19 protein-coding genes and 2 pseudogenes are annotated in these 22863 nt (G+C 71.5%); 11 read left to right on the top strand and 10 right to left on the bottom strand.

All coding sequences use genetic code 11. From position 1 onward, the window contains the following. Positions 1 to 111 precede the first annotated feature (111 nt). From ACWC5O_RS12270 to ACWC5O_RS12295, 6 genes are all read left to right on the top strand, one after another. Positions 112 to 903: an ATP-binding cassette domain-containing protein gene (locus ACWC5O_RS12270; protein WP_450586560.1), complete on the top strand. Its 792-nt coding sequence runs from the start codon at positions 112 to 114 to the stop codon at positions 901 to 903. Beyond that, entirely contained in the window at positions 900 to 2207 is a 1308-nt protein-coding gene (locus tag ACWC5O_RS12275; RefSeq protein WP_450586562.1) for a sugar ABC transporter permease, read from the top strand. The genes ACWC5O_RS12270 and ACWC5O_RS12275 overlap by 4 nt, the downstream gene beginning before the upstream one ends. Before the next feature lie 131 nt (positions 2208 to 2338). After that, a complete protein-coding gene (gene dxs, locus ACWC5O_RS12280) occupies positions 2339 to 4267 on the top strand; it encodes a 1-deoxy-D-xylulose-5-phosphate synthase (RefSeq protein WP_450586564.1) in 1929 nt (642 codons plus the stop codon). Between the two features lie 151 nt (positions 4268 to 4418). Continuing rightward, complete coding sequence (locus ACWC5O_RS12285) at positions 4419 to 5942, top strand: amino acid permease (RefSeq protein WP_450586566.1); 1524 nt, start codon at positions 4419 to 4421, stop codon at positions 5940 to 5942. A gap of 73 nt (positions 5943 to 6015) precedes the next feature. Next, positions 6016 to 7464, top strand: a complete 1449-nt coding sequence (locus ACWC5O_RS12290) for an ArnT family glycosyltransferase (protein WP_450586567.1) — start codon at positions 6016 to 6018, stop codon at positions 7462 to 7464. 85 nt (positions 7465 to 7549) lie between these two features. After that, complete coding sequence (locus ACWC5O_RS12295) at positions 7550 to 7840, top strand: hypothetical protein (RefSeq protein ID WP_450586569.1); 291 nt, start codon at positions 7550 to 7552, stop codon at positions 7838 to 7840. 15 nt (positions 7841 to 7855) lie between these two features. Here the strand turns inward: ACWC5O_RS12295 and ACWC5O_RS12300 are convergent, their stop codons facing one another. Then, a complete protein-coding gene (locus ACWC5O_RS12300) occupies positions 7856 to 8248 on the bottom strand; it encodes an NTP pyrophosphohydrolase (protein WP_450586571.1) in 393 nt (130 codons plus the stop codon). A 72-nt stretch (positions 8249 to 8320) separates the two neighbouring features. Between ACWC5O_RS12300 and ACWC5O_RS12305 the strand changes: the two genes are divergently transcribed. Then, the gene (locus tag ACWC5O_RS12305) at positions 8321 to 9337 is read left to right on the top strand and encodes a hypothetical protein (protein WP_450586573.1); all 1017 of its coding nucleotides are present in this window, start codon (positions 8321 to 8323) and stop codon (positions 9335 to 9337) included. 51 nt (positions 9338 to 9388) lie between these two features. Here the strand turns inward: ACWC5O_RS12305 and ACWC5O_RS12310 are convergent, their stop codons facing one another. The 3 genes and pseudogenes from ACWC5O_RS12310 to ACWC5O_RS12320 all read right to left on the bottom strand — a co-directional run. Further along, entirely contained in the window at positions 9389 to 11518 is a 2130-nt protein-coding gene (locus ACWC5O_RS12310; RefSeq protein WP_450586575.1) for a 3-hydroxyacyl-CoA dehydrogenase NAD-binding domain-containing protein, read from the bottom strand. After that, complete coding sequence (locus ACWC5O_RS12315) at positions 11515 to 12732, bottom strand: thiolase family protein (RefSeq protein WP_450586577.1); 1218 nt, start codon at positions 12730 to 12732, stop codon at positions 11515 to 11517. Before ACWC5O_RS12315 ends, ACWC5O_RS12310 begins: the two co-directional genes overlap by 4 nt. A gap of 117 nt (positions 12733 to 12849) precedes the next feature. Further along, positions 12850 to 12966 (bottom strand): annotated as a pseudogene (locus ACWC5O_RS12320) (LacI family transcriptional regulator); the annotation flags it as partial. A gap of 1 nt (position 12967) precedes the next feature. On the opposite strand from ACWC5O_RS12320, the pseudogene ACWC5O_RS12325 reads away from it, so the two are divergent. Next, positions 12968 to 13145 (top strand): annotated as a pseudogene (locus ACWC5O_RS12325) (carbohydrate ABC transporter permease); the annotation flags it as partial. Positions 13146 to 13153: 8 nt separating this feature from the next. Here the strand turns inward: ACWC5O_RS12325 and ACWC5O_RS12330 are convergent. The 3 genes from ACWC5O_RS12330 to ACWC5O_RS12340 all read right to left on the bottom strand — a co-directional run bounded on the left by ACWC5O_RS12330 (position 13154) and on the right by ACWC5O_RS12340 (position 16263). Continuing rightward, positions 13154 to 14443: a ribonuclease D gene (locus ACWC5O_RS12330; RefSeq protein ID WP_450586579.1), complete on the bottom strand. Its 1290-nt coding sequence runs from the start codon at positions 14441 to 14443 to the stop codon at positions 13154 to 13156. Between the two features lie 181 nt (positions 14444 to 14624). Further along, positions 14625 to 15284, bottom strand: a complete 660-nt coding sequence (locus tag ACWC5O_RS12335) for a response regulator transcription factor (RefSeq protein ID WP_030777669.1) — start codon at positions 15282 to 15284, stop codon at positions 14625 to 14627. Between the two features lie 301 nt (positions 15285 to 15585). Next, positions 15586 to 16263 (bottom strand): DUF3000 domain-containing protein, encoded by a 678-nt coding sequence (locus ACWC5O_RS12340; protein ID WP_450586581.1) that lies wholly within the window; start codon positions 16261 to 16263, stop codon positions 15586 to 15588. Positions 16264 to 16373: 110 nt separating this feature from the next. Here ACWC5O_RS12340 and hemE point away from each other — a divergent pair, with 110 nt between their 5' ends. Further along, a complete protein-coding gene (gene hemE, locus ACWC5O_RS12345; protein ID WP_450586583.1) occupies positions 16374 to 17441 on the top strand; it encodes a uroporphyrinogen decarboxylase in 1068 nt (355 codons plus the stop codon). A gap of 25 nt (positions 17442 to 17466) precedes the next feature. Here the strand turns inward: hemE and ACWC5O_RS12350 are convergent, their stop codons facing one another. Beyond that, positions 17467 to 18291 carry a rhomboid family intramembrane serine protease gene (locus tag ACWC5O_RS12350; RefSeq protein ID WP_450586585.1) on the bottom strand — a complete coding sequence of 275 codons (825 nt, stop codon included), beginning with the start codon at positions 18289 to 18291 and terminating at the stop codon, positions 17467 to 17469. 115 nt (positions 18292 to 18406) lie between these two features. Here ACWC5O_RS12350 and ACWC5O_RS12355 point away from each other — a divergent pair, with 115 nt between their 5' ends. Next, a complete protein-coding gene (locus ACWC5O_RS12355) occupies positions 18407 to 18667 on the top strand; it encodes a hypothetical protein (protein WP_450586798.1) in 261 nt (86 codons plus the stop codon). A gap of 88 nt (positions 18668 to 18755) precedes the next feature. Here the strand turns inward: ACWC5O_RS12355 and ACWC5O_RS12360 are convergent, their stop codons facing one another. Then, the gene (locus ACWC5O_RS12360) at positions 18756 to 20189 is read right to left on the bottom strand and encodes an FAD-dependent oxidoreductase (RefSeq protein ID WP_450586587.1); all 1434 of its coding nucleotides are present in this window, start codon (positions 20187 to 20189) and stop codon (positions 18756 to 18758) included. Positions 20190 to 20216: 27 nt separating this feature from the next. Beyond that, the gene (locus ACWC5O_RS12365) at positions 20217 to 21170 is read right to left on the bottom strand and encodes a DUF4349 domain-containing protein (RefSeq protein ID WP_450586589.1); all 954 of its coding nucleotides are present in this window, start codon (positions 21168 to 21170) and stop codon (positions 20217 to 20219) included. Positions 21171 to 21327: 157 nt separating this feature from the next. Here ACWC5O_RS12365 and hemG point away from each other — a divergent pair, with 157 nt between their 5' ends. Further along, positions 21328 to 22863, top strand: coding sequence for a protoporphyrinogen oxidase (gene hemG, locus ACWC5O_RS12370; protein WP_450586591.1), 1536 nt, complete (start codon positions 21328 to 21330; stop codon positions 22861 to 22863).

Raw genomic sequence — 22863 nt, forward strand, 5'->3', positions numbered from 1 at the left:
GCTCCTCCGGCGCCCCGCGCATCAGACAGCCCCGCAAGCTCGGTGCGGGGCGCCGGACGGAAATCCCCCAAACTTCTGCACAACCTCCCGCCGGGTCAGGCGGCGAAGGAGATGGTTCACGTGTCCGCTACGCCCGTGTTGGCGTTGCGCGGGGTCTCCAAGCGGTTCGGTGCCGTTCAGGCGCTCACCGACGTAGAGCTTGAGGTCCACGCCGGTGAGGTGGTCGCCCTCGTGGGCGACAACGGCGCCGGAAAGTCCACGCTGGTCAAGACGATCGCCGGCGTGCACCCCATCGATGAGGGCGCCATCGAATGGGACGGCAAGCCTGTTTCGATCAGCAGGCCGCACGACGCCCAGGCCCTGGGCATCGCGACGGTGTACCAGGACCTCGCGCTGTGCGACAACATCGACGTCGTCGGCAACCTGTTCCTCGGCCGCGAGCTGCGGAAGTGGGGCGTCCTCGACGAGGTCGAGATGGAGCGCCGCGCCCGCGAGCTGCTCACCACGCTCTCGATCCGCATCCCGAGCGTCCGCATCCCGATCGCCTCGCTCTCCGGCGGTCAGCGCCAGACCGTGGCCATCGCCCGTTCGATGCTCGGCGACCCCAAGCTGGTCATCCTGGACGAGCCCACCGCCGCCCTCGGTGTCGAGCAGACCGCCCAGGTCCTCGACCTCGTGGAGCGCCTGCGCGAGCGCGGTCACGCCGTCATCCTCATCAGCCACAACATGGCGGACGTGAAGGCGGTGGCCGACAAGGTCGCCGTCCTGCGCCTCGGCCGCAACAACGGCGTCTTCGAGGTCAAGTCGACCTCGCAGGAGGCGATCATCTCCGCCATCACCGGCGCCACCGACAACGCCGTGACCCGCCGTGCGGCGCGCACGTCCGGGGAGGTTTCCAAGTGAGCATCGACAAGACCTCCGCGAACATGGACAAGACCCCCGGCGCGGACGCGCCCGTCGTGAACCCCGAGGCCGCGGCCGCCGCGGTCACCGCGGTCGACCCGCGCCTGCTGGTGCGCGAGCAGGGCCTGCTCGGCTACTGGACCGAGTTCAAGCGCAAGATGAAGGCCGGCGAGCTGGGTTCCCTCCCGGTCGTCCTGGGCCTCGCGATCATCTGCGTCATCTTCCAGGTCCTGAACTCCGAGTTCCTCTCCGCGCAGAACATCAGCAACATCACGGTCACGATGGTCGGCACGGGCATGATCTCCGTGGGCATCGTCTTCGTGCTGCTGCTCGGCGAGATCGACCTGTCGGTCGGCTCGGTCAGCGGCGCGGCCAGCGCCCTCGCGGCCGTCCTCACGGTCAACCAGGGCTGGCCCGAGTGGCTCGCCGTGCTCGTCGCCGTCGCCGTCGGTGCCGCCATCGGTTCGCTGCACGGCTTCTTCTTCGCGGTGCTCGGCGCGCCCGCCTTCGCCGTGACCCTGGCCGGTCTGCTGTTCTGGCTGGGCTTCATGCTCAAGGTGCTGGGCGAGGACGGCACGATCAACCTCGACAGCGACGGTCTGATCGGCAAGCTGACCACGTACACCTTCACGGACGTGGCCGCCGCCTACGGGCTCGCGATCGTCGTGGTCGCCCTGTTCTTCATCAGCTCCTTCCTGGGCAACCGCCGCCGGGAGGCCGCGGGCGTCCCGTCCCGGCCGCTCAGCGACACGGTCCTGCGCACGGCCCTGCTGGCCGTGGTCTCCTTCGCCGGTGCCTACATGTACAACCAGTACAAGGGCCTGCCGCTGGCCACCGTGATCTTCCTCGCGTTCCTGATCGCCACCGACTTCCTCCTGCGGCGCACCGCCTACGGCCGCAAGATCTTCGCGCTCGGTGGCAGCGTCGAGGCCTCGCGGCGTGCGGGTATCAACGTCACCGCGGTGCGGATCTCCGTGTTCGCCATCTCCGGCGGGTTCGCGGCGATCGGTGGCCTCTTCCTGGCCTCGAAGATCGCCTCCGCCAACCAGAGCGCGGGCACCGGTGACCTGCTGATGAACGCGATCGCCGCGGCCGTCATCGGCGGTACGTCGCTCTTCGGTGGGCGTGGCCGTACGTGGAACGCCCTGCTGGGTGTGCTGGTGATCGTGTCGATCCAGTACGGTCTCCAGCTGGAGTCCATCGCGGAGCCGGTGAAGTACATGATCACCGCCGCGGTTCTGCTGACCACCGTGGTCATCGACTCCATCACCCGGAAGACACAGAAGACCGCGGGTCGCGCGTAGCGCCCCTTAGGGTTGGACCAGTTGCCCGGTGCCTCAAAGGTGCCGGGCACTGTCGTGTCCTACAAAGCCGGAACATTAGACTCGTCAGGCCCGGCAACAGCTCGATCAGCTCTACTTGCAAGGAGGCACGGGTGCCGCTGCTGACCCGCATCAGGGGACCGCGCGATCTGGACCGGCTCAGCCTGGAGGAGCTGGACCAGCTGGCAGAGGAGATCCGGACCTTCCTCGTCGACGCCGTCGCCAAGACAGGCGGCCACCTCGGCCCCAACCTGGGCGTGGTCGAGCTCACCATCGCCCTGCACCGCGTCTTCGAGTCCCCGAAGGACAAGGTGCTGTGGGACACGGGCCACCAGTCCTACGTGCACAAGCTGCTCACCGGCCGGCAGGACTTCTCCCGGCTGAAGATGAAGGGCGGCCTGTCCGGCTACCCCGCGCAGGCCGAGTCCGAGCACGACGTCATCGAGAACAGCCACGCGTCCACCGTGCTCGGCTGGGCCGACGGCATCGCCAAGGCCAACCAGCTGAAGAAGCGGGACAGCCACGTCGTCGCCGTGATCGGTGACGGGGCGCTGACCGGCGGCATGGCCTGGGAGGCGCTGAACAACATCGCCGAGGCCAAGGACCGTCCGCTCGTCATCGTCGTCAACGACAACGAGCGCTCCTACGCCCCGACCATCGGCGGGCTCGCCAACCACCTGGCCACCCTGCGCACGACCGACGGCTACGAGCGCTTCCTGGCCCGGACGAAGGACATCCTCGACCGCACCCCGGTCGTCGGGAAGCCGCTGTACGAGACCCTCCACGGCGCCAAGAAGGGACTGAAGGACTTCATCGCCCCGCAGGGCATGTTCGAGGACCTGGGTCTGAAGTACGTCGGTCCCATCGACGGACACGACATCGAGGCGCTGGAATCCGCGCTGGCGCGGGCCAAGCGGTTCGGCGGGCCGGTCATCGTGCACTGCCTGACCGAGAAGGGCCGCGGCTACCAGCCCGCCCTCCAGGACGAGGCCGACCGCTTCCACGCCGTCGGCAAGATCCACCCGGACACCGGCCTGCCGATCGCGTCCTCCGGCGCCGACTGGACCTCGGTGTTCGGTGAGGAGATGGTCAGGCTCGGCGAGGAGCGCGAGGACATCGTCGCCATCACCGCGGCCATGCTCCAGCCGGTCGGCCTGGACCGGTTCGCCAAGCGATTCCCCGAACGCGTGTACGACGTCGGGATCGCGGAGCAGCACGGCGCCGTCTCCGCGGCCGGCCTGGCCCACGCCGGTGTGCATCCGGTGTTCGCCGTCTACGCCACCTTCCTCAACCGCGCCTTCGACCAGGTCCTGATGGACGTGGCCCTGCACAAGTGCGGGGTGACCTTCGTGCTGGACCGGGCCGGCGTCACGGGCACCGACGGCGCCTCCCACAACGGCATGTGGGACATGTCGATCCTGCAGGTCGTGCCGGGGCTCCGGCTGGCCGCCCCGCGCGACGCCGACCAGGTGCGGGCGCAGCTGCGCGAGGCCGTCGCCGTCGAGGACGCGCCGACCGTGGTGCGCTTCTCCAAGGGCGCCGTGGGCCCCGCCGTACCGGCCGTGGGCCGCGTCGGCGGCATGGACGTGCTGCGCGAGCCGGGCACCGAACGCCCGGACGTGCTGCTGGTCTCCGTGGGTGCCCTCGCCCCGATGTGCCTGGAGATCGCCGACCTGCTCGACAAGCAGGGCATCTCCACCACGGTCGTCGACCCGCGCTGGGTCAAGCCCGTCGACGAGGCGATGGCCCCGCTCGCCGAGCGGCACCGGGTCGTCGTCACCGTCGAGGACAACAGCCGCGTCGGTGGTGTGGGCTCCGCGATCGCCCAGGCCCTCAGGGACGCGGGCGTGGACATGCCGCTGCGCGACTTCGGTATTCCGCCGCGCTTCCTCGACCACGCCTCCCGCGCCGAGGTCATGGCCGAGATCGGGCTGACCGCGCCCGACATCGCCCGCCAGGTCACCGGGCTGGTCGCCAAGCTGGACGGCCGGTTCGACCGCACGGCCGACGTGGTCGACTCCGTGGAACCCGCGCGCGACTAGGCACTTCCGGGAAAGCCCCGTATGGCCGGTTTCGCCCCCTTTCCAGGTGGCGGAGCCGGCCCTTTTGCGTGAACCTGCCTGTGCCGGGGCATACGCATCCCCAGCCCTCTCGATCATGTCGAGGACGACGAGCGCGTGGGAGGTAGGCCCCGTGAGCAGCAGCCTCTTCCGGACGAAGAAGGTCGAGCAGTCCATCCTCGACACCGAGGAGCCGGAGCACGCGCTCAAGAAGTCCCTGACCGCGCTGGACCTGACCGTCTTCGGTGTCGGTGTCATCATCGGCACCGGCATCTTCGTCCTCACCGGCAAGGTCGCCAGGGAGACCGCCGGCCCCGCGGTCTCCCTGGGCTTCGTGGTGGCCGGCGTCGTCTGTGCCCTCGCCGCCCTGTGCTACGCGGAGTTCGCCTCCACGGTCCCGGTCGCCGGTTCGGCGTACACCTTCTCGTACGCCTCCATCGGTGAACTGCCCGCCTGGATCATCGGCTGGGACCTGGTCCTGGAGTTCGCGCTCGGTACCGCGGTGGTCGCCGTCGGCTGGTCCGGCTACATGCGGTCGCTGCTGGACAACGCGGGCTGGCATCTGCCCGACTACCTAGCCGGCCGGGACGGGGCCCACGGCTTCGGCTTCGACATCCTCGCCGCCGCGCTGGTCCTGGTGCTCACCGCCATCCTCGTCATCGGCATGAAGCTGTCCGCGCGGGTCACGGAGGTCGTCGTGGCCATCAAGGTGACGGTCGTCCTGATCGTGATCATCGCCGGTGCCTTCTTCGTCAACAGTGACAACTACAAGCCGTTCATCCCCAAGGCCCAGGCGGTGGAGGCCGGGGGCAACCTCAAGGCGCCGCTCATCCAGCTGATCGCCGGCTGGGCGCCGTCCAACTTCGGGGTGATGGGCATCTTCACCGCCGCCTCCGTGGTCTTCTTCGCCTTCATCGGCTTCGACGTCGTGGCCACCGCCGCCGAGGAGACCAAGAACCCGCAGCGGGACATGCCGCGCGGCATCCTCGGCTCCCTGTTCATCTGCACTGCGCTGTACGTGGCGGTGTCCATCGTCGTCACCGGCATGCAGCACTACACCAACCTCTCCGTGGACGCCCCGCTCGCCGACGCCTTCAAGGCCAACGGCCACCCCTGGTACGCGGGCGCGATCAGCTTCGGCGCCGTCGTCGGCCTGACCACGGTCTGCATGATCCTGCTGCTCGGCCAGACCCGGGTCTTCTTCGCGATGAGCCGTGACGGCCTGCTGCCCCGCTTCTTCTCGATCGTCCACCCGCGCTTCCGCACCCCGCACCGGCCGACGATCCTGCTCGGTGTGCTCATCGCCGTCATCGCGGGCTTCACCAGCCTGAGCGAACTGGCGGAACTGGTGAACATCGGCACGCTGTTCGCCTTCGTCGTCGTCGCGATCGGCGTGGTCATCCTCCGCCGCACCCGCCCGGATCTGCACCGGTCCTTCCGCACCCCGTGGGTGCCGTTCATCCCGATCCTGTCCGTCGCCGCCACGCTGTGGCTGATGCTGAACCTGCCCGCCGAGACCTGGCTCCGGTTCGCCATCTGGATGGTCATCGGCTTCCTCGTCTACTTCCTCTACGGCCGCTCGCACAGCCGCCTCGGACGGCACGAGGAGCCCACCGTCGGCCAGGTCATGCGCCCACCGGACGGAAACACCAAGTAACCGACCCGGTCTCTGACCCGGCCCCGTATGTCCTGCTTCGATGGGAACTGTCGGGCCGGATAACGTGCTCCCCATGCTTGCCGCCCCGCTCGCCCCCGCACGGCCCGTGACGACCCGGACGGCGTACTGGGCGCGGCTGCTGCCCGCCCTCGCGGCCCTGGCCTGCGTCACCCGCGCCCCCTCCTTCGTCCGGCCGGTGTGGAACCCGGACGAGGGCTATCTCGCCGTACAGGCCAGCCTCCTCGCCCACGGCGGGCACCTGTACGAGACGGTCGTGGACCGCAAACCTCCGCTGCTGCCCTGGCTGTACGAGGCCGCCTTCGCGGTCTGCGGCTCCGGCTCCCTCGCCCCGGTCCGGGTGCTGGCGGTCCTCGCGCAGACGCTCACCGCCGTCCTGCTCGCCTCCCTGGCCCGGCGCCGCTGGGGCGATGCCGCGGGCCGTACCGCGGGGGTGTTGTACCTGCTGGTGTCCGTCGGCCTCAACCCCGAGGACGCGCAGGCCGCCACCTTCGAGGTGTTCATACTGCCCGCCACGGCGGCCGCCCTGTGGTGCGCGGACCGCGGCCGCTGGGGCGCGGCCGGGGCCGCCGTCGCCTGCGCCTTCCTCACCAAGCAGACCGGCGGCGCGGTGCTGCTGCCGGTGGCCTGGCTGCTGCACCGCGCCGGCACCCCGGGCCCGGGTGCGCTGCGGCTCGGGGCCGGCTTCGCCGTACCGGTGCTGTGCGCGGCCCTGGTCACGGACCCCGCCGGGTTCCTGTTCTGGACGGTCACCGGCTCCGCCGCCTACGCCTCCTTCGCCGGGTCCGATCTCCACGTCCTCGGCCGCGGCCTGGCCAACACCGCGCTCCTGGCCGTGGCCTGCGCGGGCCTGATCCCGCCGGTCGTACGATCCCTGCGCACCGCCCGCACCGGCGCGGCCGACCTGTGGCTGTGGCTGGCCTCCTCGGCCGTCGCCGTCACCCTCGGCTTCCACTTCTTCGGCCACTACTACCTGCAACTCACCCCGCCCGTGGCCCTGCTGGCCACGGCCGCGCTGCGGGCGTCGTCCCGCGAACGGCTGTCGGCCGCCGTCCTCACCTCGGCCTGCTGCTGCGCCGTGTTCCTCGCCTGGGGCCTGCTCGCGCCACGCCACGAACTCATCCACGCCCAGCGCCTCGCGGCCGCCCTCGCCCAGCGCACCGCACCCGCCGACCGTGTCCTCGTGTGGGGCATGCACCCGGAGACGTACTGGCTGGCCCGCCGGACCCCCGCCACCCGCTACCTCACCGCGGGCCTGCTCACCAACTACAGCGGTGGCCGCGACGGCCTCCAGGTCGGCGAGAAGTACGCGGTCGAGGGCGCCTGGCCCGTCTTCCGGGCGGAGCTGGCCGCACACGCCCCCGCCCTCGTCGTCGACGACTCGCGCGGCAAGCCGTACGCACCCGACCGCGTGCCGAGCCTGCGCCGGGTGCTGGACGCGCGCTACGAGGAGGTGGGGACGGTGGACGGGGCGGTGCTCTATGCCCGGATTCCGCGTGGCTGAGGGGGAGTTGGCCGCGGTGCCGGGCGGGTCGGCTGTTATGCTCGCAGCAGCGATTTGAACACGTTCAATTCAGGGGGGATCTCTCATGTCCGCACCGACCGCGCCCGGCCACAAGGACTCACCCGCCGTCGCCCTGGGCCCCACCTCACTCGCCCTCGGGGCCGTCGCGGCCACCGGCGCCTGGCCCTCCCTCATGCTGGCCGTACTGCCGTGGTCGTTCATCGCGGCACCCCTGGCCGTCACCTTCGGCCTCGCAGGCATCCACTACGCCCGCCGGGGCATCGGCCGCATGTGGACCGCCGTCGCCGGAACCACCCTCGGAGCCGTCGGCGTGGCCGGCATCCTCACCCTGATCGTGGCGCTGGCCGCGTGGTAGGGCGGCCCCCCACGCTCAGCCGAGGACCGCGCGCGGCCCGGCCACGTCCGCGCCCAGCTCGGTCACCCGGCGCCGCAGTTCACGGTCGGCCGTGACCACGAGACGGGCCCGGTCGGGGTGTTCGGCGGCCAGCTCCACGATCCGGTCGTCCCCGCTCCCGGGCGCCTTTGCGACCCGCACCCCCGGCACCGACTCCACCCCACGCGCGGCGCCCTCGACCACGAGCACCAGCTCCACGGCGCCCTCATGACCCGGCAGCCCCTCACGGGCCAGCCGGTCCCGCAGCCGCTCGGCCGCGCCCCTGCGGTCCCGCCACCAGCCGTCGGGCCGCGACCCGACGACGTTCGCGCCGTCGACGATCACGAGCAGCGGGCCGTCCGGGTCCGGGGAGCCGTGGGGGTCGTCCATGGGGCAAGGGTCCCACGCCGCCCGTGCGGGGGCGGGCCCCGGCCTGCGGCCACGGCCGCTTAGAGTGAACCGGTGAACGGCGACTGGCTCATGCGCGGCCGCGACGGCCGGCTCAGTGTCTACCAGCTGTCGGGCGACGCCGTCCTGTGCCGGGCGGAGCGCGGCCCGGACGGCCCCTGGACCGACCCACGCAAGGTGGGCGGCGACCAGAGACTCCACCCCGTCCTCGCCGTCGGCCAGGGCGCCGACGGTTACGCCCACCTGGTCTCCTGGCGGCCCACCACCAAGGGCGAGTCGGGCCTGGTGCACTCCACCCACTTCCGCCCGCACCTCGCGGCCCTCGACTGGAACCCGATCGGCCACCCGGACAAGAAGGGCGACCGCACCGGCACCCCCGCCGTCGCCGTGGACGCGCAGGGCCGTGCCCATGTCTTCGTACGCAACAAGGACGGCGGGGTGAGTCTGCTCGCGCAGAAGGAGAAGGGCGGATGGGACCCCTGGCGGGACCTGAAGGGCCGTGAGGTCCAGGAGGGCCTGGCGGCGGTGACGGGGGAGTCCGGCAGGGTCGAGCTGTACGCGGCCGCCCCGGGAGCCGTCCTGTACTGGCGTCAGGAGGAGCCGGGCGCCCAGCCGGTGCTCCAGGAGGCCCTGGAGACGGCGGTGCGCCCCGGCACCCTGCACGCCCTGGCCACGTCCCCCGACAGCACGACCGTCTACTACACCGACGAGTCGGGCGACCTGTGGGCCTGGCGCCCCGGTACCAAGCCGGTCCCCCTCCTTGCCGCGGCGGGCTCCGGCCCGGTCACGGCGGTCCGCTGCGAGCTCGACGGCCACGACTGCACGCTGCTGGCCCAGCGTTCGGCGAGTGGCCGGGTCGCCTTCGCCGCCTACCCGACCGAACTGGAGTCGGCGGGCGCGTGGTGGACGGAGTCGGGTCCGCAACTGCCGGTGGACGCGCTGGTGTCCCTGGCCGTGGACGAGGAGGACCGGGTGGTGGCGGCAACGTTGTCCCCGTCGACCGGCCAACTCCTGCTGACCGGACGGAAGGACGAACCCGGGCTGGCGCTACAGGCGTGGCGGCCGCTCTGACCACGCGGAAGGGCCCCGCCGAAGCGGGGCCCTTCGTCATGTCACCGGGTGTTACGCGGGAACGCTCGCCACGCCGGGAGCGAGGAACTTCTTGCCGTTCACGCGCTCCGAGACGCCCTCACGGTCCAGGTACGGCGTGATGCCGCCCAGGTGGAAGGGCCAGCCGGCGCCCGTGATGAGGCAGAGGTCGATGTCCTGTGCCTCGGCGACGACGCCCTCGTCGAGCATGAGCCCGATCTCCTGCGCCACCGCGTCGAGCACGCGCTCGCGCACCTGCTCCTCGGTCAGGACGGAGTCGCCCTGCTGCAGCAGCGCCGCGACCTCGGGGTCCAGCTCCGGCTTGCCGCTGTCGTAGACGTAGAAGCCGCGCTTGCCCGCCTTGACGACGGCCGCGAGGTTCGGGGAGACCGTGAAGCGGTCCGGGAAGGCCCGGTTGAGGGTCTCCGAGACGTGCAGACCGATCGCGGGGCCGACCAGCTCCAGCAGCACCAGCGGGGACATCGGCAGACCGAGCGGCTCGACGGCCTTCTCGGCGACCTCGACCGGGGTGCCCTCGTCGATGACGTTCTGGATCTCGCCCATGAAGCGGGTCAGGATGCGGTTCACGACGAACGCCGGGGCGTCCTTGACCAGAACCGCGGTCTTCTTCAGCTTCTTGGCGACGCCGAAGGCGGTGGCCAGCGAGGCGTCGTCCGTCTTCTCGCCGCGGACGATCTCCAGCAGCGGCAGGACCGCGACCGGGTTGAAGAAGTGGAAGCCGACGACCCGCTCGGGGTGCTGCAGCTTCGACGCCATCTCCGTGACCGACAGCGAGGAGGTGTTGGTGGCGAGGATCGCGTGCGCCGGGGCGACCGCCTCGACCTCCGCGAACACCTGCTGCTTGACGCCGATCTCCTCGAAGACCGCCTCGATGACGAAGTCGGCGTCCGAGAAGCCCTCGGCCTTGTCCAGGACACCGGTCACCAGCGCCTTGAGGCGGTTGGCCTTGTCCTGGTTGATCCGGCCCTTGCCGAGCAGCTTGTCGATCTCGGCGTGGACGTAGCCCACACCCTTGTCGACGCGCTCCTGGTCGATGTCGGTCAGGACGACCGGCACCTCCAGGCGGCGCAGGAAGAGCAGCGCGAGCTGGCTGGCCATCAGACCGGCGCCGACGACGCCGACCTTGGTGACCGGGCGGGCCAGGTTCTTGTCCGGGGCGCCCGCGGGACGCTTGCCGCGCTTCTGCACCAGGTTGAACGCGTAGATGCCGGAGCGCAGTTCGCCGCCCATGATCAGGTCGGCGAGGGCGACGTCCTCGGCGTCGTAACCCTGCTGCAGGTCGCCGTTCTTGGCGGCCGCGATGATGTCCAGGGCGCGGTAGGCGGCCGGAGCGGCCCCGTGCACCTTGGAGTCCGCGACGAAGCGGCCCTTGGCGACGGCCTGGTCCCAGGCCTCGCCGCGGTCGATCACCGGACGCTCGACCTCGATGTCGCCCTTGAGGACGTTCGCGGTCCAGATCAGCGACTGCTCCAGGAAGTCGGCGCCTTCGAAGATCGCGTCCGCGATGCCGAGGTCGAAGACCTGCTGGCCCTTGAGCTGCTTGTTCTGGTTGAGGCTGTTCTCGATGATCACCGAGACGGCCTTGTCGGCGCCGATCAGGTTCGGCAGGATCGTGCAGCCGCCCCAGCCCGGGACCAGGCCCAGGAAGACCTCGGGGAGGGAGAACGCCGGGATCGCCTTGGAGACGGTCCGGTAGGAGCAGTGCAGGCCGACCTCGACGCCGCCGCCCATCGCCGCACCGTTGTAGTACGCGAAGGTCGGGACCGCGAGGGCCGCGAGACGCTTGAAGACCTCGTGGCCGCCCTTGCCGATGGCCAGCGCGTCCTCGTGCTTCTTCAGCAGCTCGACACCCTTGAGGTCGGCGCCGACCGCGAAGATGAACGGCTTGCCGGTGACACCGACACCGACGATGGTGCCCTCGGCCGCCTCCTTCTCGACCTGGTCGATGGCGGTGTTGAGGTTCGCCAGCGAGGCCGGGCCGAAGGTGGTCGGCTTGGTGTGGTCCAGGCCGTTGTCCAGCGTGATGAGCGCGAAGCGCCCGGCGCCGAACGGGAGGTCGAGGTGGCGTACGTGCGCCGACGTCACGACCTCGTCGGGGAACAGCTCGGCCGCACCCTTCAAAAGCTCAGCGGTGGTGCTCACTTGTCCCCCTCGAAGTGCGGGTTCTCCCAGATGACCGTCGCGCCCATGCCGAAGCCGACGCACATGGTGGTCAGGCCGTAGCGGACGTTCGGCTGCTCCTCGAACTGGCGGGCCAGCTGCGTCATCAGACGGACGCCGGAGGAGGCCAGCGGGTGGCCGAAGGCGATGGCGCCGCCGTACTGGTTGACGCGCGCGTCGTCGTCGGCGATGCCGTAGTGGTCGAGGAAGGCCAGCACCTGGACGGCGAAGGCCTCGTTGATCTCGAACAGGCCGATGTCGGAGATGGACAGCCCCGCCTGGGCGAGGGCCTTCTCCGTCGCCGGGATCGGGCCGTAGCCCATGACCTCGGGCTCGACGCCCGCGAAGGCGTAGGAGACGAGGCGCATCTTGACCGGCAGGTTGTTCTCGCGGGCGAAGTCCTCGCTCGCGATGATCGACGCGGTGGCGCCGTCGTTCAGACCGGCCGCGTTACCGGCGGTGACCCGGCCGTGGACGCGGAACGGCGTCTTGAGGCCCTGCAGGTTCTCCAGGGTCGTGCCCGGACGCATCGGCTCGTCGGCGGTGACCAGACCCCAGCCGGTCTCGCCGGCCTCCGGGTTGGTGCGGCGCACCGAGATCGGCACCAGGTCCTGCTGGATCTTGCCGTTGGCGTACGCCTTGGCGGCCTTCTCCTGCGAGCGCACCGCGTACTCGTCGGCACGCAGCTTGCTGATCTGCGGGTAGCGGTCGTGCAGGTTCTCGGCGGTCATGCCCATGAACAGGGCGGACTCGTCGACCAGCTTCTCGCTGACGAAGCGCGGGTTCGGGTCCACACCCTCGCCCATCGGGTGGCGGCCCATGTGCTCGACACCACCGGCGATGACGGCGTCGTAGGCGCCGAACGCGATCGAACCGGCGGTGGTCGTCACGGCGGTCAGGGCGCCGGCGCACATGCGGTCGATCGAGTAGCCCGGGACGGACTGCGGCAGACCCGCCAGGATGCCGGCCGTACGACCGAGGGTCAGGCCCTGGTCGCCGATCTGCGTGGTCGCGGCGATGGCGACCTCGTCGATCTTCTTGGGGTCCAGCCCGGGGTTGCGGCGCAGCAGCTCCCGGATCGCCTTCACGACGAGGTCGTCGGCGCGGGTCTCGTGGTAGATGCCCTTCGGGCCCGCCTTGCCGAACGGGGTGCGGACGCCGTCTACGAAGACGACGTCCCTGACGGTACGAGGCACGATGGCTCTCCTCCAGGTGCGGGATGGCACTGCTGCGATGCGCTGAGCGCGCGCTCAGGCCCCATGCTACTTATGAGTAACGTAGCTGCCCAGTCCCGGCGGCGGGAGCGGCGAACGTCACATCCCCGGTGGTGCCGTCGAGCCCCTCGGGGTCAGTACCGGCGTGGGCACCGGATGCGACCCCGGGCCCTCTCCCGTGATCGCCCCGAAGCCGTGCACTTCATGGCTCATCGCCTACAACGACTCCCAGGATCTTGGCGTGATCTCGACGTCCCTGTTCCGCTTCCGCGGCCCGTACGGCGCTATTGGGAGATCATCTCGGCGGGAGCGGTGCTCATGATCCTGCCCACCCTGATCGTCTCCCTTGCGCTGCAGCGGTCATCTGCAACGGCTTCAAACGAGGAGCGACCAGGTGGGCGGCTCAGACCCCCTTGACCGACAGTGCGGCCACCAGCACCGCCGTCACCTGCTCCACCTGCCAGGCGCGCGCACCGTACCCGGCCAGCGCGTCCTCGACGGACCCGGCGTCCACCACCTTCGGCGGCGCCCAGCAGATCCTGCGCACCGTGTCCGGGGAGACCAGGTTCTCCTGGGGCATGTTGAGCTGCTCGGCCAGGGCGGACACTCCGGCCCGTGCCGCGGACAGCCGGGCCGCGGCAGCGGGGTCCTTGTCGGCCCAGGCCCGCGGCGGTGGCGGCCCGGCGACCGGCTGCCCGGGCTGCGGCAGCGCGGAGTCCGGCAGGGCCTTGGCCCGGTCGACCGCCGCCTGCCACTGCTCCAGCTGTCGCCGCCCCACCCGGTGCCCGAACCCGTTCAGCGCGGCCAGCGCGTGCACATTGCCCGGCACAGAGAGCGCGGCCTCCACGATGGCCGCGTCCGACAGCACCTTGCCCGGCGAAACATCCCGTCGCTGGGCGATCCGGTCCCGGGTCTGCCACAGCTCCCGCACGACGGCAAGCTGCCGTCGCCGCCGCACCTTGTGCATGCCGGACGTACGGCGCCAGGGGTCCTTGCGGGGCTCGGCGGGCGGAGCGGCCGCGATCGCGTCGAACTCCTGGCGCGCCCAGTCCAGCTTGCCCTGCCGGTCCAGCTCCTTCTCCAGGGCGTCCCGCAGGTCCACGAGGAGTTCCACGTCCAGGGCGGCATAGCGCAGCCACGGCTCGGGCAGCGGCCGGGTGGACCAGTCGACGGCGGAGTGCCCCTTCTCCAGGACGAAGCCGAGGACGCCCTCGACCATGGCGCCGAGGCCGACCCGCGGGAACCCGGCGAGCCGGCCGGCCAGCTCGGTGTCGAAGAGGACGCTCGGCAGCATGCCTATCTCGCGCAGGCAGGGCAGGTCCTGGGTGGCGGCGTGCAGCACCCACTCGACGCCGGACAGCGCCTCGCCGAGACCGGACAGGTCGGGACAGGCGACGGGGTCGACCAGCGCGGTGCCGGCGCCCTCGCGGCGCAGCTGCACCAGATAGGCCCGCTGGCCGTAGCGGTAGCCGGAGGCGCGCTCGGCGTCGACGGCGACGGGGCCGGAGCCGGCGGCGAAGGCGGCGATCACCTCGGCGAGGACGTTCTCGTCGGTGATCACCGGCGGAATGCCCTCGCGAGGTTCGAGAAGTGGCGTCGGCGCCCCCGTCACAGAAGATCCGGCGTCGTCCGGAGGGGTACCTCCGGTGGTGCGCAGGGCACTGTCTGCTGCGGTCTCTTGGGCGTCGGTCACCTGTCAAGAGTATCCGTGTGTGGACAGCGCCCGTCGACGGAACGTTCCGCCGACGGGCGCCGGAGGGTCGTAAACCAGTCAGGCCGGTGAAACTCACGGTTCACATGAGTGAACCCAGGGTTCCGCCGTGCGACTTGGCGGCGGTGCCGGTCAGGGGCTCAAAGGGCTTAGGGGCAGGGGCTCAGTGGATGATTCCGGTGCGCAGGGCCACGGCGACCATTCCGGCCCGGTCGCCCGTGCCGAGCTTGCGCGCGATGCGGGCGAGGTGGCTCTTCACGGTCAGGGCGGACAGGCCCATCGAGACGCCGATGGCCTTGTTCGACTGGCCTTCCGCGACCAGTCGCAGCACCTCGACCTCGCGTCCGGACAGCTCGCGGTAGCCGCCCGGGTGGCTCGGAGCACCCGGGGGGCGGCGGTGCATCCGGGCGGCGGCACCGAGGGGAGCGGCGCCGGGTCGGGTGGGGAGCCCGATGTTCGTCCGGGTGCCGGTGACGACGTAGCCCTTGACCCCGCCGGCCAGGGCGTTGCGGACGGCGCCGATGTCGTCGGCGGCGGAGAGCGCCAGCCCGTTGGGCCAGCCGGCGGCGCGGGTCTCGGACAGCAGGGTCAGGCCGGAGCCGTCGGGCAGGTGGACGTCGGCGACGCAGATGTCGCGGGGGTTGCCGATGCGGGGACGAGCCTCCGCGATGGACGAGGCCTCGATGACATCGCGGACACCGAGCGCCCACAGATGGCGGGTGACGGTGGAGCGGACGCGGGGGTCGGCCACGACCACCATGGCGGTCGGCTTGTTCGGGCGGTAGGCGACCAGGCTTGCGGGCTGCTCGAGGAGAACGGACACCAGGCCTCCTGGGGTGGGGGGGCGGGGCCGGCTTGTGGGGATGAAGCCGGGACGAACCGTGCTTTCAAGGTCACAGTCGTCTTCGGCAGTAAACGCGTCCGCCTTTAGAGAATGATCACGATCTAGTGAGTAACAATCCGTGCAATTCGGACACGCGATCGATCATCCGAAGATCGAGTCGGTTCGGGCTGGTGCGATTCGAGTGCGGAAAGTGGCCGTATCGACAAAGAGATGGTCAACAAGGGGTCTCTGAGGATTACGGAGGTCTGTGAGCAGTACGCCGATACGGCCGGCGATCAGGTCACCGGGACTGCGGACCCCTGCGCTGCGGCAGGGTCACCACCGAGGCGTCGCCCGGTCCGGCCGGGGGCAGTCCGCCGACCTGGGCCAGCAGATCGCACCAGGAGGCCAGGTGGCCGGCGGTGTCCGGCACTCCGCCGAGGCCCTCGCGGGGCGTCCAGGAGGCCCGGATCTCGATCTGCGAGGCGGCGGGGCGCTCGGCCAGGCCGCCGAAGTAGTGCGAGCTGGCGCGCGTGACGGTGCCGCTCGGCTCGCCGTACGTCAACCCGCGCGCCTGCAGCGCACCGGTCAGCCACGACCAGCACACCTCCGGCAGCAGCGGATCGGCCGCCATCTCCGGCTCCAGCTCCGCGCGCACCAGCGTCACCAGCCGGAACGTGCCGTGCCAGGCGTCATGCCCGGCCGGGTCGTGCAGCAGCACAAGCCGGCCGTCGGCCAGCTCCTGCTCGCCGTCGACCACGACGGCCTCCACCGCGTACGCGTACGGCGCCAGCCGCTGTGGTGCGGGCGTCGGCTCCACCTCGACCTGCGGCCTCAGGCGCGCGGCCCGCAGCGCCTCGACCGCGGCCCGGAACGCCGGTGGCCCCGCCGTGCCCGCATGCCCCTCCGCCTCCGCGTTCCCCTTCGCGTCGTCCATTCCGCCAGCGCCGTCCGACAGTCGTCCCTGAGCCGCAGCCATGCGGGGAAGAGTAAGGGGAACCGGGGCTTTGTGCAGGGCAACACACCCCGCACCCGATGTTGCCGTGGCCACGTGCGTTCCGCTCACCGGCCTCGTGCGAGACTTGCCCCGTGACCGCCAACGACGCCTCCACGGGCAAGCAGCCGACAGCCACGTACGACAGTGCCTTCCTGAAGGCGTGCAGGCGCGAGCCCGTGCCGCACACCCCCGTGTGGTTCATGCGTCAGGCCGGCCGCTCCCTGCCCGAGTACCGCAAGGTACGCGAGGGCATCCCCATGCTCGAGTCGTGCATGCGGCCCGAGCTGGTCACCGAGATCACACTCCAGCCCGTGCGCCGCCACAACGTGGACGCGGCGATCTACTTCAGCGACATCGTCGTCCCGCTCAAGGCGATCGGCCTCGACCTCGACATCAAGCCCGGCATCGGTCCGGTCGTCGAGCAGCCGATCCGCACCCGCGCCGACCTCGCCCGGCTGCGCGACCTCACCCCCGAGGACGTCTCCTACGTCACCGAGGCGATCGGCCTGCTCGCCCGTGAGCTGGGCTCGACCCCGCTGATCGGTTTCGCCGGCGCGCCTTTCACCCTCGCGAGCTACCTGGTCGAGGGCGGTCCGTCGCGCACGTACGAGAACGCCAAGGCGATGATGTACGGCGACCCCGAGCTGTGGGCCGACCTGCTGGACCGCCTGGCCGACATCACGGCTGCCTTCCTGAAGGTGCAGATCGAGGCGGGTGCCTCGGCCGTCCAGCTCTTCGACTCCTGGGTCGGCGCGCTGGCCCCGGCCGACTACGTGAAGTCCGTGATGCCCGCCTCGGCGAAGGTGTTCGAGGCCGTCGCCGGGTACGGCGTCCCGCGCATCCACTTCGGTGTCGGCACCGGTGAGCTGCTGAAGCTCATGGGCGAGGCCGGTGCGGACGTCGTCGGCGTCGACTGGCGCGTCCCGCTGGACGAGGCCGTCCGCCGCGTCGGCCCCGGCAAGGCGCTGCAGGGCAACCTGGACCCGACCGTCCTGTTCACCGACAAGGACACCGTCGAGGCCCGGGCCCGCGAGGTGCTGGACGCGGCCGCCGGTCTCGAGGGGCACGTCTTCAACCTCGGCCACGGCGTGCTGCCCAACACCGACCCGGACGCGCTGACCCGGCTCGTGGACTACGTCCACACGGCGAGCGTCCGCTGAGCGGACCCGCTCGGAGGGGACCCGATCACCACACCTGACGGGGCCGGGCCTGCCTGCCGAACAGCAGGCGGGGCGGCTCCGGCGGGGGCGGGGTGCCGGGCTTGAGCGGCCAGGCCAGCAGCATGCCGGCCGCGAAGCCGACCACATGGGCCGCGTAGGCCACCGTTCCGGCGCCGGAGACGCCGTGCCCGGAGGAGTACACCGCCTGCAGGGCGAACCAGAAGCCCAGCACCAGCCAGGCGGGCAGCCTGAGCGGCAGGAAGACCAGGAACGGGACGAGGACCCACACCCTCGCCCTCGGATACAGCACCAGATAGGCGCCGAGGACTCCGGCGATCGCCCCGGACGCGCCGATCAGCGGGTCGCCGGAGCTGTCGTTGAGCAGCGCGAAGCCGTAACCGGCCGCGTAGCCGCAGACGACGTAGAAGAGGAAGTAGCGGATGTGGCCCATCCGGTCCTCGACGTTGTTGCCGAAGATCAGCAGGAAGAGCATGTTGCCCAGCAGGTGCAGCCAGCTTCCGTGCAGGAACATCGCGGTGAACACGGACAGGGGTGGGGACTTGTGGTAGCGGGCCGGTCCCACCACACAGCCCGGGCCGTGCGGGCCCACGCCCACGTCGCCCGTCGGGACCAGCTGCGGCAGCTGATGGTGGATCAACTCCCGGGGGACCGCCGCGTAGTGGTCCATGAACGCCTGCAGATGGCACAGCTGCGCCAGATCGCTGCCGCCCGCCACGGAGCCGGCTATGCCGGGCATGGTGAGGAAGACGAGGACGTTCGCGGCGATGAGCGCGTACGTCACATAGGGCGTGCGGCGTGCCGGGTTCACGTCATGGACGGGGATGACCACACAGAAGTACTGCCCGCCATGCGACCCGCGAATCGGTGAACGCGGCCGGGCGGGCTTGCGTATCTGTTCTCAACCGACGTGAGGACAGGCGATGGAAGCTCCGCAGGTTTCGGCGATGCATGCTCTGCCAGATGGTGAGGCCGAGCTGTCTTTGGTGGTACGGCTCCCCTGGGAGGACGTTGCGCGACTCGGTCAGGAGGCTGGGCGGCTGGCCTCGCAGATGCAGCGGCCTGTGACGCTGGACGAGGCGGTGAGCTATCGGCTGCGGTCGACTCGGCCGTCCGCCTCCCATGCGAAGCCTCCGGCCGAGCAGCCTGCGGCTGTGACGTCGGCTACGGGTGTCACTTCATTGCCGCGGATCAGTGGGACTGCTTAGGAGCGTCGCGGGGCGCGGGTGAGTTGTGGCTGGTCGCGGCCACGCGGCGGAGCCGCATATCGGCCCAGCCCCGCGCCCCCTGGGCCGGTCACCTTGCCCGTACTTTCGACGCAGCCTTTCGTGCGGCTACCAGAACGGGGTCCCATACCGGTGAGAACGGTGGGGCGTAGCCCAGGTCCAGGGCTGTCATCTGTTCCACCGTCATGCCCGCGGTGAGGGCCACCGCCGCGATGTCGACCCGCTTGGCCGCGCCCTCTCTGCCGACGATCTGGACGCCGAGCAGGCGGCCGGTGCGGCGTTCGGCGAGCATCTTGACCGTCATGGGGGAGGCGCCGGGGTAGTAGCCGGCGCGGCTGGTCGACTCGATGGTGACGGTCTCGAACTGCAGGCCCACGCGGTGGGCGTCCTTCTCGCGCAGGCCGGTGCGGGCGATCTCCAGGTCGCAGACCTTGCTGACGGCCGTGCCGACCACGCCCGGGAAGGTGGCGTAACCGCCGCCGGCGTTGGTGCCGATGACCTGGCCGTGCTTGTTGGCGTGAGTGCCGAGCGGGACGTACTGCTCCTGCCCCGAGACCAGGTTCAGCACCTCGACGCAGTCGCCGCCCGCCCAGATCTCCTCGTGGCCGCGCACACGCATCGCCAGGTCGGTGAGCAGGCCGCCGTGGGTGCCGAGGGGGAGGCCCGCCGCCCGGGCGAGCGCGGTCTCGGGGCGTACACCGATGCCGAGGACGACGACGTCGGCGGGGTACTCGGCGTCCTCCGTGGCCACCGCGCGGACCCGGCCTCCCCCAAGCTCTCGGCTTCGCTCGAGCAGGGAGGTGCCCCCATCGCCGGTGAGCAGCTTGGTGACCTCGGCGTCGTTCACCATGGTGATGCCGAGGCCCTCCATGGCCCGGTGCACCAGGCGGCCCATGTCCGGGTCGAGCGTGGACATCGGCTCGCTGCCCCGGTTGACGACGGTCACCTCGTAGCCGCGGTTGATCAGCGCCTCGGCCATCTCCACGCCGATGTATCCGGCGCCGACGACGACCGCGCGCCGGCCGCGCGTGCGGGCCAGCGAGTCCAGCAGCGCCTGGCCGTCGTCGAGCGTCTGCACGCCGTGCACGCCCGGGGCGTCGGCGCCGGGCATGTCCGGACGGATCGGGCGGGCGCCGGTCGCGATCACGAGTTTGTCGTACGACACCCAGGACTCGTCCCCGCGATCGACGTCCCGCGCGCGTACACGGCGTCCCGCGACGTCGATCTCCGTGACCTCCGTCCGCATCCGCAGGTCGATGTCCCGCACGCGATGCTCCTCCGGTGAGCGCGCGATCAGCCGGTCCCGCTCGGGCACGTCACCGCCGACCCAGTACGGGATCCCGCACGCCGAGAAGGAGGAGAAGTGGCCGCGTTCGAAGGCCACGATCTCCAGTTCGTCCGGCCCCCGCATCCGGCGCGCCTGCGACGCCGCGGACATCCCCGCGGCGTCGCCGCCGATCACGACCAGCCGTTCCCTGCCGCCCCGCCCGCTACTCATGCTCATGCGAACACGCTACGGGGCGAGATCATTTCAGTCCTGGCCGGGCGTGCCGGAAGGGTCCGGCACGGGGCGGGCCCGGGGCAGCGGGACGGCGGTCGTCGTCGCGGGTGCGGGCTGGGCGTGGCGCGACAGGCGGGGGCGTACGACGCGCAGCCACAGCAGCGCCAGCAGTGCCGCGAGTGCGGCGAACGGCAGGACCGCGCCGAGGGTCAGGGCGATCCAGCGCAGCATCGTGACGAACACGTGCCAGCCGCCCGACAGGGCGTCCACGAAGCCGGGCGTGGCGTCCTCGGCGGCCTTCTTCACGGGCGTCTCGGACAGGGCCAGGGTGATGGTCGCGAAGCTGGTGCGGTCCTTCAGGGACGCCTGCTGTGCGAGCAGCGCCTCCAGGTCCGCCTCCCGGCTGCTCAGCTCCCCTTCCAGGGTGACGACGTCGCTCAGCTTGGTCGCCCTGTCCATCAGTTCGCGGATCCGGGCCACGCTCGCCCGCTGCGACCTGATCCGGCTGTCCACGTCCACGACCTGGTCGGTGACGTCCACCGCCTTCGCCGTGCGCTCGACCAGCTTGCCGGAGCCTTGCAGATCGGCGAGGACCTCGTCGTACTTCTGGGTGGGCACGCGCAGCACGACCCGGGTCCGCTCGCGGCCCTCGGCGTCCCGGCCGGTGCTCTCCCTGCCGACGTAGCCGCCCGCGCTCTCGGCGGTCGTACGGGCCTCCTCCAGGGCCTTGGGCACGTCCTTGACCTCGACGGTCAGGGAGGCGGTGCGGATGATGGCGCTCGGGGTAGGCCTGGGCGCTCTCGGGGCCGGCCCGGAGTCCTGCGCCTTGGCATCGGCGGCGCCCGCCTGTGGTGCCGACCTGCCCCCGGCGGACTTCGCGTCGCCCGAGTCGTTCGCGCCGCTGCACCCGGCGAGCGCGAGCGAGCCGGCGAGCAGGACCCCGGCCAGGACCTGGACGGAACGTGCGGAGCGTGGTGTGCGCATGGGCGGTACCCCCGATGACGGTGACCTGTGACGCTCCTTGGACGCCGGGGCCGGGCCGGACGTTTGGGGTATGCGGTCGCGATGTGGTCACGGTCACGACTCGGCAGGGCCACATGGCCCTGGCACGAGTGCCAATGGCGTCTGAGAGGGTGGACCCATGAGCGGACCACCTACGGGCACGGAGCGTGTCGTCGTCATCGGAGCCGGTATCGCCGGGCTGGCCGCCGCCCACCGGCTGCTGGAGCGCGGGCTGCGCGTGACCGTCCTCGAGGCATCCGGCCGGGTCGGCGGCAAGCTGCTGCCGGGCGAGATCGCGGGCGTCCGGGTGGACCTGGGCGCCGAGTCGATGCTCGCCCGCCGCCCCGAGGCGGTGGCCCTCGCCCGCGAGGTGGGCCTCGCCGACCGGCTCCAGCCGCCGGCCACCGCGACCGCCTCGATCTGGACGCGCGGCGCCCTGCGCCCGATGCCCAAGGGCCATGTGATGGGCGTCCCCGGCACGGCGAACGCCCTGGCCGGTGTCCTGTCCGACGAGGGCCTGGCCCGCATCGAGCGCGACGCCCAACTGCCCCGCACGGAGCTCGGTGACGACGTGGCCGTGGGGGAGTACGTGGCGGCGCGGCTCGGCCACGAGGTCGTCGACCGCCTGGTCGAGCCCCTGCTCGGCGGGGTGTACGCGGGCGACGCGTACCGCATCTCGATGCGCTCGGCCGTCCCGCAGCTCTTCCAGGCCGCCCGCACCCACGACTCGCTCACGGCCGCCGTCCGCGACATCCAGGCCAAGGCCGCCGCCAACCAGCAGGCCGGGCCCGTGTTCATGGGCATCGAGGGCGGGGTGGGCACGCTGCCGCTCGCGGTCGCCGAGGCGGTGCGGGCGCGGGGCGGGGAGATCCTCACCGGCGCTACGGTGACGGAGCTGAGAAGGGTGGCCGAGCCGGGTGGTCCCGACACCTCGGGGCGCGCGGGCGCCGTCGGCTCGCCGCCGGCGCAGCCCCCTGCGGCGGCGCGGCCGCACACGGTCTGGCGCGTGGTCGCCGGCGACCGTGTCCTGCATGCCGACGCCGTGATCGTCGCCGTCCCCGCACCCGTCGCGGCCGGCCTCCTGCGCGCCGAGTCCCCCGAGGCCGCCGCCGAACTCGCCGCCGTCGAGTACGCCTCCATGGCCCTGATCACCCTCGCCTACCGCCGAGCCGACCTCGCCCTCCCCGAGGGCAGCGGCTTCCTGGTGCCGCCCGTCGACGGCCGCACCATCAAGGCGTCGACCTTCGCCTCCCAGAAGTGGGGCTGGATCGCGGACGAGGACCCCGACGTGGTGGTGCTGCGCACCTCCGTGGGGCGCTACGGCGAGACGGAGATCCTCCAGCGCGAGGACGCCGACCTGGTCGGCGTCTCCCGGCACGACCTGCGCGAGGCGACCGGCCTGGACGCCGTACCGCTGCGGACCCGGGTGACCCGCTGGACCGACGGTCTGCCCCAGTACCCGGTGGGCCACCACGCGCGCGTGGCCCGCATCCGCGAGCACGTCGCCAAGCTGCCGGGCCTCGCGGTGTGCGGCGCGCAGTACGACGGCGTCGGCATCCCGGCGTGCATCGCGAGCGCGTACGCGGCGGTGGACCAGCTGGGTGGCGACCTGAGCGGGGTCCGGGAGCTGACGGCCAACCCGGTGCAGAGCCTGCACGGCGGAGCGGGAGAATAG

This window comes from Streptomyces sp. NPDC001450 (genome assembly GCF_053597295.1).

Bases quoted from the DNA above. Each gene is read 5' to 3' on its own strand.
- ACWC5O_RS12270 (WP_450586560.1), top strand. From the start codon at position 112: ATGGTTCACGTGTCCGCTACGCCCGTGTTGGCGTTGCGCGGGGTCTCC.
- ACWC5O_RS12290 (WP_450586567.1), top strand. From the start codon at position 6,016: ATGCTTGCCGCCCCGCTCGCCCCCGCACGGCCCGTGACGACCCGGACG.
- ACWC5O_RS12295 (WP_450586569.1), top strand. From the start codon at position 7,550: ATGTCCGCACCGACCGCGCCCGGCCACAAGGACTCACCCGCCGTCGCC.
- ACWC5O_RS12300 (WP_450586571.1), bottom strand. From the start codon at position 8,248: ATGGACGACCCCCACGGCTCCCCGGACCCGGACGGCCCGCTGCTCGTG.
- ACWC5O_RS12340 (WP_450586581.1), bottom strand. From the start codon at position 16,263: ATGGCTGCGGCTCAGGGACGACTGTCGGACGGCGCTGGCGGAATGGAC.
- ACWC5O_RS12355 (WP_450586798.1), top strand. From the start codon at position 18,407: ATGCATGCTCTGCCAGATGGTGAGGCCGAGCTGTCTTTGGTGGTACGG.
- ACWC5O_RS12360 (WP_450586587.1), bottom strand. From the start codon at position 20,189: ATGAGCATGAGTAGCGGGCGGGGCGGCAGGGAACGGCTGGTCGTGATC.
- ACWC5O_RS12365 (WP_450586589.1), bottom strand. From the start codon at position 21,170: ATGCGCACACCACGCTCCGCACGTTCCGTCCAGGTCCTGGCCGGGGTC.
- hemG (WP_450586591.1), top strand. From the start codon at position 21,328: ATGAGCGGACCACCTACGGGCACGGAGCGTGTCGTCGTCATCGGAGCC.